Source organism: Bacteroides sp. HF-4919, assembly GCF_018860125.1.
On sequence record NZ_JAHKNF010000007.1, the window covers coordinates 304865 to 323559 of the forward strand.

The 18695-nt window shown below is 43.9% G+C and carries 10 protein-coding genes; 6 read left to right on the plus strand and 4 right to left on the minus strand.

From position 1 onward, the window contains the following. Position 1: 1 nt before the first annotated feature. Positions 2-730: a LiaI-LiaF-like domain-containing protein gene (locus KO473_RS14160; protein ID WP_005810098.1), complete on the minus strand. Its 729-nt coding sequence runs from the start codon at positions 728-730 to the stop codon at positions 2-4. 527 nt (positions 731-1257) lie between these two features. On the opposite strand from KO473_RS14160, the gene KO473_RS14165 reads away from it, so the two are divergent. The 3 genes from KO473_RS14165 to KO473_RS14175 all read left to right on the plus strand — a co-directional run bounded on the left by KO473_RS14165 (position 1258) and on the right by KO473_RS14175 (position 5690). Further along, complete coding sequence (locus KO473_RS14165; RefSeq protein ID WP_005810100.1) at positions 1258-3468, plus strand: S9 family peptidase; 2211 nt, start codon at positions 1258-1260, stop codon at positions 3466-3468. Between the two features lie 171 nt (positions 3469-3639). Further along, positions 3640-4506, plus strand: coding sequence for a lipoyl synthase (gene lipA / locus KO473_RS14170; protein ID WP_122130486.1), 867 nt, complete (start codon positions 3640-3642; stop codon positions 4504-4506). A gap of 65 nt (positions 4507-4571) precedes the next feature. Beyond that, a complete protein-coding gene (locus KO473_RS14175) occupies positions 4572-5690 on the plus strand; it encodes a hypothetical protein (protein WP_005775711.1) in 1119 nt (372 codons plus the stop codon). Here the strand turns inward: KO473_RS14175 and KO473_RS14180 are convergent. Genes KO473_RS14180 through KO473_RS14190 form a run of 3 tightly spaced genes read right to left on the minus strand, consistent with a single transcriptional unit; the run spans position 5656 to position 8263 of the window. Next, on the minus strand, positions 5656-6360 hold the full coding sequence (locus tag KO473_RS14180; RefSeq protein ID WP_216035131.1) for an SAM-dependent methyltransferase: 705 nt from the start codon (positions 6358-6360) through the stop codon (positions 5656-5658). The genes KO473_RS14175 and KO473_RS14180 overlap by 35 nt on opposite strands. A 27-nt stretch (positions 6361-6387) precedes the next feature. Then, positions 6388-7401 carry a gliding motility lipoprotein GldB gene (gene gldB / locus KO473_RS14185; protein ID WP_005810107.1) on the minus strand — a complete coding sequence of 338 codons (1014 nt, stop codon included), beginning with the start codon at positions 7399-7401 and terminating at the stop codon, positions 6388-6390. A 4-nt stretch (positions 7402-7405) separates the two neighbouring features. Further along, a complete protein-coding gene (locus KO473_RS14190; protein ID WP_005775707.1) occupies positions 7406-8263 on the minus strand; it encodes an enoyl-ACP reductase in 858 nt (285 codons plus the stop codon). Positions 8264-9196: 933 nt separating this feature from the next. Here KO473_RS14190 and KO473_RS14195 point away from each other — a divergent pair. From KO473_RS14195 to KO473_RS14205, 3 genes are all read left to right on the plus strand, one after another. After that, positions 9197-12460 carry a TonB-dependent receptor gene (locus tag KO473_RS14195; RefSeq protein ID WP_032537337.1) on the plus strand — a complete coding sequence of 1088 codons (3264 nt, stop codon included), beginning with the start codon at positions 9197-9199 and terminating at the stop codon, positions 12458-12460. Between the two features lie 12 nt (positions 12461-12472). After that, entirely contained in the window at positions 12473-14476 is a 2004-nt protein-coding gene (locus KO473_RS14200) for a RagB/SusD family nutrient uptake outer membrane protein (RefSeq protein ID WP_005818574.1), read from the plus strand. Between the two features lie 939 nt (positions 14477-15415). Next, complete coding sequence (locus tag KO473_RS14205; RefSeq protein ID WP_032537336.1) at positions 15416-18682, plus strand: TonB-dependent receptor; 3267 nt, start codon at positions 15416-15418, stop codon at positions 18680-18682. Positions 18683-18695 lie beyond the last annotated feature (13 nt).

Genomic DNA, 18695 nt, shown 5'->3' on the forward strand with positions numbered 1-18695 from the left:
TTCAACTTTTTATTTCAATACCTCCGAATGTCAAGTCGCCCCGGATGACCAATATCCGGTTCTGGTCGATCACACCTCCACCAAAACGTTTGTCTTGACATCCGCCCAGGCAGGTGTTACACCGAAACACTACTTTCCAATCGGAAGGCACATAAATTTCTATTCCACCAAATGTACAATCAATATCGAGAAACGTTTCACCTTCGGGAAGGGTCGTACGCCGCAGGTCAATAATCGTCCCGCCAAACGAGTTCTGTATCGTCCCGCCTTTAAAGAATTCATCGAGCACCACTTGCCTGATACCGCTGAAGGTATTCTCCGAGTGAAGCACTCCATCCGTAGAGTTATATTGGCTGCTGGCAAAGTTTCCCCTCCGCATCCGTTCGTGCCGGGCACGTTTCGGCCTGAATAGAAAAGCGAGTCCAATAACAATCAATATAATCGGGAAAAGAGTGATATGGACTCCCGCCGGAAACCATCCCAGATGCGGACTTATTAAATAGGCCCCGATGCCAACCAGAATCAATCCCCGCAGAATCTGACGACGCAACATCAGGTATACTCCCAAGAGAATCAGAAGCATTTGCCAGGACACCAATAGGTCAAACAGGGCATAAGTAATCCATCCCAGATTACGGGCCAGTAGAAGCACTCCTGCCGTTATAAAAATAAAGGCAATAAAAAACTTACCGTATCTCCGAGCGGGAGATGAAAACTCTTTCTTTTCCATATATCATTTCATTGTTAATTATTTCATCTAATCTTCGTCCACAAAGATAGGTCATTTGCCACCACCCGGAAAGGCTTTTTCGTCAATAACGGTAGCAAAACCGATGAAAGGGGGATAACTCCCGACAAATCCGGAATCATTTCTCACCGATTGCGCACGATCTGAACTGATATATTCATATATCTTTTTTTGTTAGTATTTATTATATGGCCCACCAATCGATTTCAGTCAGTTTTTCGAACACGCTCAAACACCCATGAATAAAGGGATACAGCACTGTTTGAGAGGTGGCTCGAAGGCTGGTCCACTTTCCGTGTCTCCAACGTCCGGGACGAAGCCTCCGTTTCTGCTCTCCGGAGGCTCTGTCTGTACCCGGAAGAGCCTCTGCCCGGAGCCAACAGAGGCTCTGTTTTTTTCGTTTCCGAACGCTATTTCACAGATATTTTAACCCTCTCGTTTTGAAGGCTCACCGTTTATCCTTACCTTTGCCGGCACTATAGAAACAACCTAAAAATCATCTAAAGCCAATGAAAAGAAAATTCATTTTTCTGTTTTTCTGTCTGTGCTGCCTTGCCGGCTTCGCACAAGGAGGCAAAGCGCTCGACCTGAAAGAGATCAACTCAGGCAAGTTCAGTCCCGAAAACATCTATGGTGTGGTTCCCATGCCGGACGGCGAACACTACACACAAAGAAATGCCGAAGGCACACAAATCGTGAAATATTCCTTCCGCACGGGTGAACCGGTGGAAGTGGTATTCGATGTGGCCAAAGCTCGCGAATGTCCTTTCAAGAAATTCGACAGCTATCAGTTTTCACCGGACGGATCAAAAATTCTGATTGCAACGGAAACAACCCCTATCTACCGTCACTCTTATACGGCAGTCCACTATCTGTATCCGGTGAAACGGAACGACAAAGGGGTTACTACCAACAATATCGTAGAAAAACTCTCGGATGGCGGCCCGCAGCAAGCTCCGGTATTCTCACCGGACGGCAATCTGGTGGCATTTGTCCGCGACAATAACATCTTCCTGGTGAAGCTCCTGTATGGCAACAGCGAATCGCAGGTGACGGAAGACGGCAAACTGAACAGCGTGCTGAACGGTATTCCCGATTGGGTATATGAAGAAGAGTTCGGTTTCAACCGTGCTCTGGAGTTCAATGCCGACAATACCATGCTGGCTTATGTCCGCTTCGACGAGTCGGAAGTGCCATCATACACTTTCCCGCTGTTTGCCGGCGAGGCTCCACGCAACAATGCGTTGCAGGACTACCCAGGCGAGTATACGTACAAATATCCCAAGGCAGGTTATCCCAACTCTAAGGTATCGGTACATACGTTCGACATCAAATCAAAAGTGACCCGTCAGGTAAAACTGCCGATAGACGCCGATGGTTATATCCCACGCATCCGTTTCACACAAGATCCGAACAAACTGGCCATTATGACGCTGAACCGTCATCAAAACCGCTTCGACATGTATTTTGCCGATCCCCGCAGTACAGTATGCAAGCTGGCTTTACGTGATGAATCTCCTTATTACATCAACGAGAACGTATTCGACAACATCCGGTTCTATCCGGACAATTTCAGTTTTGTAAGCGACAAGAGCGGATATCCGCACCTGTACTGGTATAGCATGAACGGCAACCTGATTAAGCAGGTGACCAGCGGCAATTATGAAGTAAAAAGCTTCATCGGATGGAATCCGGATACCAACGAGTTCTATTACACCAGCAACGAAGAGAGTCCGATGCGCCAGGCTGTATACAAGATAGACCGTAAAGGCAAGAAAGTGAAACTGAGCAATCAGCAAGGAACCAACAGCCCGATCTTCAGCAGTTCGATGAAATATTTTATGAACAAGTTTACCAGCCTTGATACTCCGATGCTGATTACACTGAATGACAATACGGGTAAAGTATTGAAAACTCTGGTGACCAATGATAAACTGAAAGAAAAGTTAGCCGGATATGCCATACCGCAAAAGGAATTCTTCACTTTCAAGACCACAGAGGGAGTAGACCTGAACGGATGGATGATGAAACCTGTGAACTTCGATCCCTCAAAACGCTATCCGGTACTGATGTTCCAGTATAGCGGTCCGGGTTCGCAACAGGTTCTGGACAAATGGGGAATCAGCTGGGAAACATACATGGCAAGTCTTGGCTACGTAGTGGCTTGTGTGGACGGTCGCGGCACAGGAGGTCGTGGAAGCGAATTCCAGAAGTGCACCTATCTGAACCTGGGCGTAAAAGAGGCAAAAGACCAAGTGGAAGCTGCCAAATATCTGGGTGGCCTGCCTTATGTGGACAAAGGACGCATCGGCATCTGGGGATGGAGCTTCGGCGGATACATGACCATCATGAGTATGAGCGAAGGTACACCGGTATTTAAAGCCGGAGTCGCTGTTGCCGCACCTACAGACTGGAAATATTACGATACTGTATATACCGAACGCTTCATGCGTACTCCGAAAGAAAATGCCGAAGGCTACAAAGCTGCCTCAGCATTCAGCCGTGCAGACAACTTGCATGGAAACCTGCTTTTGGTACACGGTATGGCAGATGACAACGTTCACTTCCAGAACTGTACCGAATATGCCGAACACCTGGTGCAGCTTGGAAAACAGTTCGACATGCAGGTATATACCAACCGGAATCACGGCATTTATGGCGGAAATACCCGAAACCATCTGTATACGAGGTTAACGAACTTTTTCCTGAACAATTTATAAGAAACCGTTCGAAGAGATGTCAGAGTTCACCACAGATTACACAGATTAACACAGATTATTCATGTTGATAATCAACGACTTGAAAACTAATTCTGTGTTAATCTGTGTAATCTGTGGTGAATATAACTTTTGAGACAGCCTCTCTATCATTAAACAAAACAGTACTATCATATGGGAAACGATCAACGGGTACGCAAACCCGAATGGCTTAAGATCAGTATCGGAGCCAATGAACGCTATACGGAAACCAAACGTATTGTCGAATCGCACTGCCTGCACACCATTTGCAGCAGCGGGCGCTGCCCCAACATGGGCGAGTGCTGGGGAAAAGGTACGGCCACGTTCATGATTGCCGGTGACATCTGTACCCGCAGTTGCAAATTCTGTAATACCCGGACCGGGCGTCCTTTGCCTCTGGACCCTGACGAACCGTTGCACGTTGCGGAATCGGTTGCCTTGATGAAGCTCTCACATGCAGTCATCACATCGGTGGACCGCGATGATTTACCCGACCTGGGCGCCGCCCATTGGGCGCAAACAATTCGTGAAATCAAACGCCTGAATCCGGAAACGACCACAGAAGTACTGATCCCCGACTTCCAGGGGCGCAAGGAACTGGTTTCCCAAGTGATAGAAGCCGGTCCGGAAATCATTTCCCACAATATGGAAACCGTAAAACGTATCAGCCCACAAGTGCGTAGTGCGGCCAATTATCACACCAGCCTGGAGGTGATCCGTCAGATAGCCGAGAGCGGTACAACAGCCAAATCGGGTATTATGGTCGGTTTGGGCGAAACTCCTGCCGAAGTGGAGGAGTTAATGGACAACTTGATTGCCGTCGGTTGCAAAATCCTCACCATCGGACAATACCTGCAACCAACCCATAAACACTATCCGGTTGTGGCATACATTACCCCGGAACAATTCGCCATCTATAAAGAAACAGGGCTCAAAAAGGGATTCGAACAAGTAGAAAGCGCACCATTAGTACGTTCATCATATCATGCGGAGAAACATATCCGATTTAATAAGAAGTAGTAAGAACATAACAGGCTCCTTGTTTGTTTTACAAGTAAACGGCAAAATAATACAATAAAAAACATATGGGTAACAAAGGAGTACTTTCTTCCGCATTTAATATGTCATTGGGCTTTATCCCTGTTATTGTTTCCATCCTTTTATGCGAATTTATAACACAGGACATATCAATCTATATCGGTACAGGTATCGGACTTATCTTTTCATACAGGTCCCTGTCCCGTAAAGGGGCGCGCATACCCAATTTTATCCTTTATATCTCTACGGGAATTTTGACACTACTGACTCTGGCAAGTCTCATTCCCGGAGATTTTGTCCCGGTAGGAGCTTTGCCCCTGACACTTGAAGTCAGTATACTGATTCCAATGGTTATTCTTTTCTTACACAGGAGAAGGTTCATTAACCACTACCTGCGCCAGAGTGCCCAGTGCAACCGCCGCCTGTTTGCCCAGGGAGCGGAATCGGCTGTCGTATCGGCACGGGTTGTTTTGATTCTGGGTATTCTGCACTTTGCCGTTATCAGTCTGACTATCCTGATAGCACACCCTCTCACTCCGACTTCCACGCTGGTGCTTTACCACATATTGCCGCCTGCCATATTCATCCTCAGCATTCTGTTCAACCAGATAGGCATCCGTTATTTTAATCATGTAATGGCCCATACAGAATATGTACCCATCGTCAACACCCGTGGCGACGTCATTGGAAAAAGCCTGGCCGTAGAAGCCATCAACTACAAGAATGCTTATATCAACCCGGTAATACGCATTGCCGTTTCTACCCACGGCATGCTATTTCTTTGCAATCGTCCGCAAAGCTGTATTCTCGACAAGTTCAAAGTGGATATACCGATGGAATGTTACCTCCGGTACGGAGAGACGTTGGCCGAAGGTGCCAACCGCTTATTGAGTAATGCTTTCCCAAAAGCTTCGGATCTGAAACCTACATTTACCATCTCCTATCATTTCGAAAATGCACAGACCAACCGTCTGATTTATCTGTTTATTGTCGAAATGGAAGATGATTCTATCCTCTGCGATCCACGGTTCAAAGGAGGAAAACTGTGGACTTTCCAACAGATAGAACACAACTTAGGCACTCACTTCTTCAGCGAATGCTTTGAGTTGGAATATGAACACCTGAAACAGGTTATTGGTATAAGAGAAAAATACAAGGTATCTTAGTCAGGTCGGGCACTTTTCCCTGCCACTCTTTGATGGTCTTGGTGCGGATGTACTCACCCTCACAGGTGATATTAGCTGCAATGCAAAGACGTGTTTGCGGACGGCAGTTATGCAAAATATCCTCCACCATCTTATTATTCCGATAGGGCGTTTCTATAAACAGCTGTGTCTGATGTTCGGCATATACCCGTTGTTCAAGAGCTTTGAGCTTTTTGGCACGCTCAGTCGGCTCTATAGGCAGATATCCGTGAAAGGCAAAGCTTTGTCCGTTAAATCCCGATCCCATCACAGAAAGAATGATAGACGAAGGGCCCACCAACGGCACTACCTTCAGGTTCTTACGTTGCGCAATAGCCACGACATCGGCTCCCGGATCGGCAAGGGCCGGACAACCGGCTTCCGAAATCACTCCCATAGACAATCCACCGATCAACGGTTTCAGGTAACCGGAAATATCTTCAGGAGAAGTGTGCTTGTTTAAGGGATAAAAGGTGAGCGAATCGATGTCAATCTCACGATCCACCTTTTTCAGGAAACGGCGGGCCGAACGGACATCTTCGACAATAAAATGCTTGATTCCCAGAATAATTTCTTTATTGTAGGGTGGTAATACAGACTCGATGGGAGTGTCGCCCAATGTAACGGGCAAAAGATAGAGAGCGGTATCCATGAACAAGGGATTTTTATAATAAGAATTTTACGGATTAAAACGAGATTCGGTGAACATACGTTCGTAATCGTTCATTTCGAGCAATTGCCGTAAGGTTGTTTTTTTATGATGTTTCATATACGAAGTGATGATTTTTGTACCAATCCAGGTACCCACCATCGAAGGCGCATTCTCGCCCAGAGTATTAGTGAAAGGAGCCGGACGGGTATATTGGCGTACCACCATCGGATCTGTTGCATGCAGATGATCTTTTTCAAGAATATATCTCCACATCTGCTGCTGGTTCTCTTTGCACCATTCTCTCTCTACATCCGAATAGCCCAATGCTTCTTCCGAAGAGGAATAATCCAACAGGTGCTGCACCACATAATTAATTTTACCGAAGTGCATCATCACATCGAGCAGTGTACGGGAGTAATCCATCGGGAAAGGATACTGGCTCATCAGATAGTACACCAGACAATCGGGTACAATCCGGTCGGGACGCATGGTGCGTCGCTGATAGCCATAATAGAAACGCTTGTAAAGCGGATAATCTTCACCCATATACTTGTCAAGGCTGATGCCCAGTACGCTGTCGGACAGAACGATGGATTCATTGAATGCCGAAATTTGTGTGTATATCATGGGGATCATGATATCCGGCACTTCCTTTTGCAGTTTCCCGAAGCCTTTGGTCAACTCTTTCTCGACAGATCCCAATTCGGGATATCTGGTTTCCACATCCTCTATCAGACGGATCAGAGTGGTGTCCGAATAGAATGTTTTCAGTCGCTGGAATATATGATCGTCACTTACCTGCCCGATGGCCAGTACATCTTCAATCAGCAGTTTAGTAGGCAGAGAATATTCCAGATTCATTTTTTGTAAAGCAGAAAAGCTGTTGAAACGAACGTATTCGTCCAACAGCTTATCATATCTGACTACGGAAATCCCCTCTTCCTCCATTGGGTCTGCGACAGGCTCTGCCTTCCCCACCCGGCAGGATGCGAAAAGCAGACTTAGCAAAACAAGGAGAATATAGTTCTTCCGTATTTTCATTGCCTTAACCGTAAATGATATTACCGTTTTCGTCTTTATATTCGTCCAGACCCTTTTCGTAAGTAGCCATCGCCCGAAGACTCATACCAACACTCGAGAAACCACCATCGTGGAACAGGTTCTGCATGGTCACCTTACGGGTAAGATCAGAGAACATTACGATGCAATAATCTGCACACTCGTCGGCAGAAGCATTGCCCAACGGAGACATGCGGTTGGCAAAATCGTACAGTTTGTCCATCCCCTTCACACCGGAACCGGCTGTGGTAAAGGTAGGCGACTGAGAAATCGTATTTACACGTACATTGTGCTCACGACCATAAATGTAACCAAAGCTGCGGGCAATAGATTCAAGCAATGCCTTAGCGTCAGCCATATCGTTGTATCCATAGAAAGTACGCTGTGCAGCTACATAACTCAATGCCACGATAGAACCGTATTCGGCAATTGCGTTTTGTTTCTTGGCAGCCTGGATCATTTTATGGAATGAAACAGCTGAAACATCCAGGGTAGTATTCAACATATTATAGTCGAGATCATCGTAAGTACGTTTCTTACGAACGTTCGGTGACATACCGATAGAGTGCAATACAAAATCAATCTGACCACCGAGAACTTCCATCGAGCGTTTAAATACGTTCTCCAAATCTTCTACGTTAGTGGCATCTGCAGCAATCACTTCGCAATTCAACTTCTCAGACAAAGCAGAAACCTGTCCCATGCGGACAGCAACAGGAGTATTTGATAATGTAATAACAGCACCTTCTTCAACGGCTCTTTCGGCTACTTTCCAGGCAATAGACTGCTCGTTTAATGCACCGAAAATAATACCTCTTTTTCCTTTCAACAAATTGTAACTCATACCTTTTAATGTTAAATTAGGTTGCAAAGATATAGATTTTCTGCATAAAAGCATGAAAAGTGTGCAAAGAAAAGACCGAAACCACAAAAAATACACTGAAATAGGGTCTTTATTACACATAACAGCCACTTCCGTCGCCACAAAGGCCAGATTATTAAAGCAACCGTCTGTCACCTTAAATGACGGCAGCATTCGTCGTTAATGCCGGTTGCATTTACAGAGTCTCCTGCCCTGTCCATATCAGTAGTCCATAAGAGCAGATATATTATTCACAATTGTTTATTGGGATTGAAGATAAGAGAGATTGGTCGTGGAAATAAAAAAAGAGAAGTAATTCAAGAAAAATAAAAAATAGCAAAGTTCTGATGGTACTTTACTATAACTTCTTTTCGCCATCAATGGTTTTTCTAATATTAAGTTAATAAACACATTTTATTCGTAACAAAAAGCTATTAACGGCACAAAGATAATAATATCTTTTAATAATTCACAAACAGCGCTTCTGTTTTTTCAGCTATATCATAAAAAACATTTCGGGCAAGATATAATAACTCACTCCTTTAAAAAATAAGGTAGACTCTCGGTAATTTAATAAATTAGAGTTATAGGTACTGTTATAGACAACCGATATTTACTATAACCAACTAATATACAACAGATAGCAGTTTTAGTATTCAACACTTGTCCGTACTCCTTTCACAATACTTCTGTTTGTCATAATCGATTAAGTACCATCAGAACTTAACAGAAACTTGGGATTAGGAATAATTGTAAAGATAAGTCATAAATCACAATTAATACAACAACCCTAATAAAGAAGCTTATGAAATAAAACAGAGAAAAGACTTTAACACAGATTCCGAAGAAACCGATTTCCCGGAAAATTTAAGAAACAAACTATTCAAAATGATGTTTAACCGAACAATTTAGTGTATGACAGAAAAAACTAACCTGTTTCCGAGCCTAATCCGGCTTCGAGAAACAAATCGCCTGAAAATGGCAATCGCTGCTTCTATCATGCTATGGTGCGCAACACCGCAGCAAGCAGCAGCCAATACTTACGAAGAACACGGGATTGAAACTGTACAGCAGGCCAACACCAAAGTAAAAGGTACAGTAGTGGACGAAACCGGAGAACCGATGATCGGTGTATCCGTTAAAGTCCTGGCAAATAACACAGGTACGATTACCAACCTGCAAGGGCAATTCTCTATCGATGCCCCCAAAGGAAGCAGTATCGAAATCTCGTTCATCGGCTACAAAACCGTTACAGTAAAAGCAACCGGCTCTCCTATTAACGTTACCATGAAAGAGGACTCGCAACAACTGGATGAAGTGGTCGTTGTAGGTTATGGTTCACAGAAAAAAGTCAATGTGACAGGTGCCGTAGGTATGGTCAACTCCGAAGTGCTTGAGGCCCGTCCGGTACAAAATGTATCACAAGCCCTACAAGGTGTGGTACCGGGTTTGAACTTCTCAGTTGGAAACAGCGGCGGAGCATTGGACAGTAGCCTGGACATCAACATCCGCGGTGCCGGTACCATTGGCGACGGATCCGGTTCTTCTCCTCTTGTATTGATAGACGGTATCGAAGGCAACTTAAATTCAGTGAACCCCAATGATGTAGAATCAGTATCGGTATTAAAAGATGCTGCTTCTGCTTCAATCTATGGTGCCAGAGCCGCATTTGGCGTAATTCTGGTTAAGACCAAAGAAGGAAAAGCCGGTAAACCGATTGTTTCCTATGGGGTAAATGTACGTTTTTCAGACGCCTTATGTGTACCAGAGATGCTTGACTCTTATCGTTTTGCACAGTACTTTAATCGTGGTTCCGAAAATGTAGGTGAAGGTGCCATCTTCAGTGCCGAGTCTATGCAACGTATTAAAGATTACATGGATGGTAAAATCACTACAACTACCACAGCAAACCCCAACAATCATCACTGGAATGCTTATGGTGGTGCCAACGCAAATACAGACTGGTTCAAGGAATTTTATGATGACTGGGTACCTTCACAAGATCATAATCTGAGTATCAGTGGCGGTAATGAAAAGACACAATATAGCATCAGCGGAAGCTTCCTTGACCAAAACGGATTACTCCGTCACGGTTCTGATACCTTCCAGCGTTATACGGTAAATGGACGTATCACTACTCAAGTTTTTGATTGGTTGAGAGTCTCTTATTCTACCAAATGGACACGGGAAGACTTCGAAAGACCTTCTTACCTGACAGGCTTATTCTTCCACAACATTGCACGCCGCTGGCCAACTTGTCCGGCTTACGACCCCAATGGCTACCCATTGGATGGTATGGAAATTATCCAGTTGGAAGATGGTGGTAAACAAAAAAATCAAAAAGATCTGAATACCCAACAGATTCAATTTGTTTTTGAACCCATCAAAAACTGGAAAATCAATGTAGAAGGTAGCTTACGTACCACCAACACCAATGAACATTGGGATGTATTGCCAATCTATGCACATAATGAATATGGTGAACCCTATGGCGTACAATGGGGCGATTATCCTATAGGCTCGTCCAAGGTAAATGAATATGCCTACAAAGAAAATTATTATAGCACCAACATCTATAGCGACTACTTTAAACAATTCGACAGTGGACATTATTTTAAGGTAATGCTGGGTTTCAACTCCGAACTCTACAAAACAAGAAATGTATCAGGAGAAAAAAGCACATTGATTACTCCTACCGTACCTACAATCAATACTGCTACCGAAAGCCCGAACGCATCGGGAGGTTACGCAGAAAATGCAGTCGCCGGTTTCTTTGGACGTATCAATTACAACTACAAAGATCGTTACATGGTTGAAGCAAACGGACGTTATGACGGCTCTTCACGCTTTATCGGAGACAAACGCTGGGGATTTTTCCCTTCATTCTCTGCCGGATGGAATGTAGCACGTGAACCATTTTTTGAACAAATAGCCCAGAAGTGTAACATTGGTACACTGAAACTTAGAGGCTCATGGGGACAATTAGGCAATACAGATACGAAAGACGCATGGTATCCATTCTATCAAACAATGCCGGTAGGCAGCAATTACGGTTGGCTGGTGAATGGCACACGCCCCAATTATGCGAATCTCCCGGGTATCGTGAGTTCACTTAAAACATGGGAAACCATCGAAACATGGGATGTTGGTTTGGATTGGGGATTATTCAATAACCGTTTTACCGGATCGTTTGACTACTTTGTTCGTTACACTTATGACATGATTGGTCCGGCTCCCGAACTCTCAAACTCTTTGGGGACAGGAGTTCCTAAAATAAATAACTCGGATATGAAATCGTATGGTTTCGAATTAGAAGTTGGTTGGAGAGACCGCATCAAAGACTTTGCATATGGCGTAAAATTTGTATTATCGGATGCACAACAAGAACTTCTCCGCTATCCGAATGATTCCAAAAGTTTAAGTGGATCTGCCTATTATAAAGGCAAAAAATTAAATGATATCTGGGGATACGTAACCGAGGGAATCGCACAAAGTCAGGAAGAAATGGATGCACACTTGGCTAAAGTTGATCAGTCATCTATGGGAAGTAAGTGGGGTGCCGGTGACATTATGTACAAGGACCTGAACGGAGATGGAAAAATTGATAACGGCAGCAATAAACTGGGAGACTCGGGAGATATGAAAATTATTGGTAACAGTACTCCGCGTTTTAACTACGGTATTACTCTGGATGCTTCTTGGAAGGGCATCGATTTCCGTGCCTTCTTCCAAGGTGTAGCCAAACGCGACTATTGGTTGACAGGTCCTTACTTCTGGGGTATGAGCGGTACAGGCGAATGGCATGCTGCCGGATATAAAGAACATTGGGACTTCTGGCGTCCCGAAGGTGACCCATTGGGCGCAAACACCAATGCCTATTATCCACGTGTCCTGAAAAACGACAGTAGAAATATGAAAACGCAAACCCGTTATCTGCAGAATGCCGCTTATTGCCGCCTGAAAAACTTACAGGTTGGATATACACTTCCGAAAGCATGGACCAATAAAGCTGGCCTGTCAATGGTACGCATCTATGTTTCAGGAGACAACCTGTTGACGATTTCTGATATTACAGGTATTTTCGACCCGGAAGCATTAGGCAGTACTTATGATGCCAACTCTGGCAAGTTATACCCACTACAGCGTGTTATCTCTGTAGGTTTGAATGTTAACTTCTAAAATATGGGAAATATGAAACTAAAAAATATCTTTATTCAAACATTCTTTATGGCAGGAGGCGCAATAATGCTTTCTTCCTGTAATGATTTCCTTGACAGGGAACCCCTTGCTTCTGTGACCCCGAAAGAATATTTCCAAACGGTAGACCATCTGGCAGCCTATACCATTTCACAGTACAACGGACTGTTTTCAACCCACGGGGGATTCAGTGCAGGTACCTTAAATAACGACAAGAACACTGATAATATGGTAGCCGGAGGATATAGTGCCTCTTATTTTGAAAAAGGACAATGGAAAGTACCTAACAACGATGGAGACAACTGGAATTTCTCGAGAATCCGTTATTGTAACTATTTCTTCGAACAAGTGCTTCCTAAATATGAAGCCGGTTCCATTTCAGGCTCAGAAGCCGATATCAAGCACTACATTGGAGAAATGTACTTCATCCGTGCCTGGACTTACTTCCAAAAGTTACAAATGTTTGGTGATTATCCTATTATCACAGAGGTGCTTCCCGACCAGAAAGAGATTCTGATGGAGAAATCCGTACGCCAGCCACGCAATATGGTAGCACGGTTTATCCTTGAAGATCTGGATAAGGCTGCTGAATATATGCACGAACAAGGCTTTAATAACAACAACCGCCTGAACAAGGCATGTGCATTGCTCATCAAATCACGTGTAGCACTATATGAAGCTACCTTTGAAAAATACCATAAAGGCACAGGACGTGTACCGGGAGACGATACATGGCCAGGAAAATCAGTACATGCAAATTTCTCTCTTGATGTGGCAAGTGAAATAAACTTCTTCTTGGATCAAGCTATGGATGCCGCACAGCAAGTAGCCGATGCTATAACCCTAACTTCCAACAGTGGCTTGATCAATCCGGAAAGCGCAGATGCTATCAATGGATGGAATGATTATTTTGAAATGTTTGCAGCCGAAGATATGAGCAAATATTCTGAAGTTCTGTTCTGGAAAGATTATTTGCGTTCTGCCGATATCAGCATTACTCATGGGACACCGGCCTACATCTATTCGGGAGGAAACAATGGCATGCTGAAAAGTTATGTGGACTGCTTCTTAATGGAAAATGGATTGCCTTGGTATGCAACCAATACATATCAGGGAGACGTAACAATTATGAAAGTAAAAGCAAATCGCGACTTACGTTTACAGTTATTCTTATTAGGCGAAAACGATATGTTACCTTCAAATTATGATGGTGACGGACTATTACATGAATTTGAACAACCGAACCTAATTCCGGCAGAAACCCAGATACGTGATCAAACAGGTTATCGCATCCGTAAATGCCTGACTTATGATCATACTCAGATTTACTCGGGACAAAGTCAAGCTACTACAGGATGTATCGTATTCCGTGGTGTAGAAGCCCATCTCAACTATTTGGAAGCTTATTATCTGAAGAACGGAAACATTTCGGGAAAAGCCGCAGATTATTGGAAAGCAATCCGCCAACGTGCAGGAGTAAATACGAACTATCAGGCTACTATTGATGCTACTGACCTGACTCAAGAAACGGACTTAGCAAAATATTCCGGGGATAAAACGGTAGACGCTACTTTATATAATATACGCCGGGAACGTCGTTGTGAATTTATAGGTGAAGGTATGCGCTGGGATGACTTGATACGTTGGCGTGCAATGGATCAAATGATTACAAATAAATTTATTCCCGAAGGATATAACTTTTGGGAAGAAGCCTATAAAACATTTGATCCGGGGACAGACAATTCAATAATAGATGATCCGGATAATGCAAAAGCTAACATTTCTTCTCGTACTATTAGCAAATATCTGCGTCCTTTCTCTATTGTTAGAAAAAACAATCCTGCATTCGATGGATTCACATGGGCTAAAGCTAATTATCTACGTCCTGTTCCAATTCGCGAAATGGAATTACTTTCACTTGATGAAAAAGTAGAAACATCTGTTTTATATCAAAACCCATACTGGCCAACAGTATCCAATGGGGTTGCAATAGAATAAAAAGTATTGATTTTTAGTATAATAAATAAGGTGTTGTGCGGTAAGAGATTTATAGCAACACCATAAGGTTTAAAAAAGGAAAATTGGAAAAGGGTGTCCGTGAGGATACCCTTTTTTGTGTTCACTATCTCCGCTCTGATAATACGAAAGCCACTCCCCGCCACTCGTCAACCGTGTATAGAGACTCACAGTAAATCCTTATTGAATTCCTTTGAAATCAGAAGAGAATCAAAACAGCAAACAATATGAATTATCGGGAAGTGAAAAGAACTTCAGTCACTAAGAGAAATAAAAAAGATGGAATAAAAAGACGGAAAGAATAGCAAAGTTCTCCAGGTACTTATTTATGATTAATGGCCCAGAATATCTTTACCTAATATTAAGTTAACAAATACATTGTATTCATAACAAGTCACTCTGTTTCGAGGCAAAGATAAGAAGAACTTTTAATAAACGATAAATTGAGAAGCATTTTTTTATTTATATCATAAAATATGTTCTCGGGTTTTATAAAAGCCTCAACTATTCACAAAACAAAGTAGACTATTAGTAATACACAATGTTATCGCTAAAAGCCCATAATTCGGTTTCTAATAGGCAAATCCCAAAGCAGGGAAGACAAAATAAAATTCAGGGATTAAATAAATTATGATTTTAGTCGCGTCTGGAACTTCGATAAACAAGTTTATTGCTTCATGATCTATTAAGTACCTGGAGTACTTAATAAAAAAATGAAAGAGATTGGCATTATCAGCACAGTTCAGAGAGGAGAAAAACGAGAAAGGAAATACAGGAGAAATACAACAACCCTAATTCGATAAGCTTATGAAATAAAAAAACAGAAAGAAACTTTAAACTCAAACTCCGAAGCGACCAAGCTCCATCGGAAAACCTAAAAACAAACTATTCAAATTTATGTTTAACCGAACAATTTAGTGTATGACAGAAAAAACTAACCTGTTTCCGAGCCTAATCCGGTTTCGAGAAACAAATCGCCTGAAAATGGCAATCGCTGCTTCTATCATGCTATGGTGCGCAACACCGCAGCAAGCAGCAGCCAATACTTACGAAGAACACGGAATTGAAACTGTACAGCAAGCCAACACCAAAGTAAAAGGTACAATAGTGGACGAAACCGGAGAACCCATGATCGGCGTATCCGTAAAAGTCCTGGCAAACAATACAGGTACAATCACGGACCTGAATGGAAAATTCTCTATCGACGCCCCTAAAGGAAGCACAATTGAAATTTCATTTATCGGTTACAAAACCGTCACAGTGAAGGTAGACGGCTCTCCTATCAACATTACGATGAAAGAAGATTCACAACAGTTGGATGAAGTGGTCGTAGTGGGTTATGGCTCACAGAAAAAGGTCAATGTGACCGGTTCTGTCAGCATGGTGGACTCTAAAGTGATTGAGTCTCGTCCAGTACAAAACGTATCTCAAGCACTTCAAGGTGTAATCCCGGGATTAAACATGTCAGTGGGAAGCAGTGGTGGTACTCTGGACAGTAGCCTGAATATCAATATTCGCGGTGGTGGTACCATAGGCGAAGGTTCAAGTGGCAGTCCATTAGTGCTGATTGACGGTATCGAAGGCGATATGAACACAGTAAATCCAAATGATATTGAAAATATTTCGGTATTGAAAGATGCTGCCTCCTCTTCTATTTATGGTGCACGTGCTTCGTTTGGTGTTATCATGATCACAACCAAAAGCGGTAAAGCCGGTAAAACCAGAGTCAACTACTCGGGTAATGTACGTTTCTCGGACGCGATCCAAGTACCCGAAATGGTAGACTCTTATACATTCGCACAATACTTTAACAGAGCAAGTACAAATGGTGGAGGTAATCCGGTGTTTAACGACGATGCCATGACCAGAATTAAAAACTACATCGATGGAAAATACACTGACCCGACACAACCCGAATACTACGGAACCGTAGCCGGAACCGATGGGAAGTGGCAAAATTACGGCGGTGCTTTTGCCAACACTGACTGGTTCTCCGAGTTTTACCGCGACTGGGTACCTTCTACAGAACATAACCTCAGCATCAGTGGAGGTACTGAGAAACTGACTTACATGATCAGTGGAAGTTTCCTTGACCAGACCGGCTTGCTGAAACATGGTGAAGACAAATTCAACCGTTACACCCTGAATGCAAAAATCTCGGCAAAGCTGACAGACTGGGTCACTTTGAATTATACCAGCAAATGGACACGTGAGGACTATCACCGCCCGACATACCTGACCGGTTTATTCTTCCACAATATTGCACGCCGCTGGCCGACTTGCCCGGTAATTGACCCGAATGGACATTACCAGCGTGACATGGAAATCGTTCAGCTGGAAGACGGAGGTAAACAGACAAGCCAGAAGAACTGGTATACGCAACAGTTACAGGCTGTTTTCGAACCGGTTAAAGACTGGCGCATCGTGGCAGAAGGAAGTATGCGCACATATATCCGCAAACAACATTGGGCTGTATTGCCTATTTATGCTTACGATGTAAACAACGAACCATATCTTCTTTCTTGGAACGGTGGTGCCGCAGGTTATTCGGAAGTGCAGGATTCACGTGAAGACGAAGACTACTTCTCTACCAACATCTATTCGGACTTCACCAAAACACTGGGCGATCATTACTTTAAAGTTATGGGTGGTTTCAATGCCGAACTTTATCGTCCAAGCGGCCTGACCGGTTTCGGTACAGATCTGATCAGTCCGGAAGTTCCCTCACTGGGATTGACTCAAGACAACAAAAAGGCCAGCGCATGGCAACGTGAAAGAGCTATCGCCGGTTTCTTCGGACGTGTCAACTATAGCTACAAAGAACGTTATATGCTGGAAGCTAACTTACGTTACGACGGCTCTTCCCGCTTTATCGGTGACAAACGCTGGGGACTCTTCCCTTCATTCTCTGCCGGATGGAACATTGCACGCGAAACATTTTTCGAACCGTTGACCAAAGTGGTCGGCACATTGAAACTGAGAGGTTCTTGGGGACAGCTCGGTAACAATAATACGGACAATACAGACGCATGGTATCCGTTCTATCAGAATATGCCAACCGGAACAGCCTCTTCAGGATGGTTGCTGGGCGGTAAAAAACAGAACACAGCAGGTCTTCCGGGCATCGTTAGCAGCTTGATGACATGGGAAACCATCGAATCATGGAACGTAGGTCTCGACTGGGGATTGTTCAATAACCGCTTGACCGGTTCGTTTGACTACTACAACCGTTACACTTACGACATGATCGGCCCGGCTCCTACACTACCTTCTGTTTTGGGTGCCAGCGCTCCTGCCATCAACAACTGTGACATGAAGTCTTACGGATGGGAACTCGAACTCTCATGGAGAGACCGTGTTCAACAATTCAACTACGGTGTTCGTTTTGTACTGTCGGACAACATGCGTAAAATCCTGAAGTATCCGAATCCGACAATGTCTCTGGATAAACACTATGGCGGTAAGATTCTTGGAGATATCTGGGGATACGAAACAGTAGGAATCGCACAGAGCCAGGAAGAAATGGATAAGCATTTGGCAAATGGCGGTACACCGAACTGGGGAACAGCCTGGGGTGCAGGTGACATCATGTATGGCAATATCGACGGTAAAGATGGTGTTAACAACGGCTCAAACACACTGAACGACCACGGTGACCTGAAGGTAATCGGCAATAATACTCCGCGCTACAACTTTGGTTTAACACTGGACGGATCCTGGAAAGGCCTCGACTTCTCTATCTTCCTGCAAGGGGTAATGAAAAGAGACTACTGGCTGGACGGCCCGTACTTCTGGGGAGCCAATGGCGGACAATGGCAATCTGCCGCCTTCACAGAGCACATGGATTACTGGCGCCCGGAAGGTGACCCTCTGGGAGCCAACACGGGAGCTTACTATCCGAAACCTTACTTCAACACCGACAAAAACCAGCGCACACAAAGCGGTTATCTGCAAAATGCTGCTTATTGCCGTCTGAAGAACATGCAAATCGGATATACTTTGCCGAAAGCATGGACCAAGAAAGCCGCTATGGAGTCAGTACGTATCTATGTATCAGGAGACAATCTGCTGACGTTATCTGATATCAGTGGTGTATTCGACCCGGAATTGCTGGGTAGCGACTGGGGTGATGGAAAACTGTATCCGTTGCAGAGAACTATTTCAATCGGTTTAAATGTTAACTTCTAATTCATCGAACGAA

Coding starts and splice junctions, on each gene's coding strand:
- KO473_RS14175 (WP_005775711.1), top strand. CDS start 4,572: ATGGGTAACAAAGGAGTACTTTCTTCCGCATTTAATATGTCATTGGGC.
- KO473_RS14195 (WP_032537337.1), top strand. CDS start 9,197: ATGACAGAAAAAACTAACCTGTTTCCGAGCCTAATCCGGCTTCGAGAA.
- KO473_RS14165 (WP_005810100.1), top strand. CDS start 1,258: ATGAAAAGAAAATTCATTTTTCTGTTTTTCTGTCTGTGCTGCCTTGCC.
- KO473_RS14200 (WP_005818574.1), top strand. CDS start 12,473: ATGAAACTAAAAAATATCTTTATTCAAACATTCTTTATGGCAGGAGGC.
- KO473_RS14180 (WP_216035131.1), bottom strand. CDS start 6,360: ATGGATACCGCTCTCTATCTTTTGCCCGTTACATTGGGCGACACTCCC.
- KO473_RS14160 (WP_005810098.1), bottom strand. CDS start 730: ATGGAAAAGAAAGAGTTTTCATCTCCCGCTCGGAGATACGGTAAGTTT.
- KO473_RS14190 (WP_005775707.1), bottom strand. CDS start 8,263: ATGAGTTACAATTTGTTGAAAGGAAAAAGAGGTATTATTTTCGGTGCA.
- gldB (WP_005810107.1), bottom strand. CDS start 7,401: ATGAAAATACGGAAGAACTATATTCTCCTTGTTTTGCTAAGTCTGCTT.
- lipA (WP_122130486.1), top strand. CDS start 3,640: ATGGGAAACGATCAACGGGTACGCAAACCCGAATGGCTTAAGATCAGT.
- KO473_RS14205 (WP_032537336.1), top strand. CDS start 15,416: ATGACAGAAAAAACTAACCTGTTTCCGAGCCTAATCCGGTTTCGAGAA.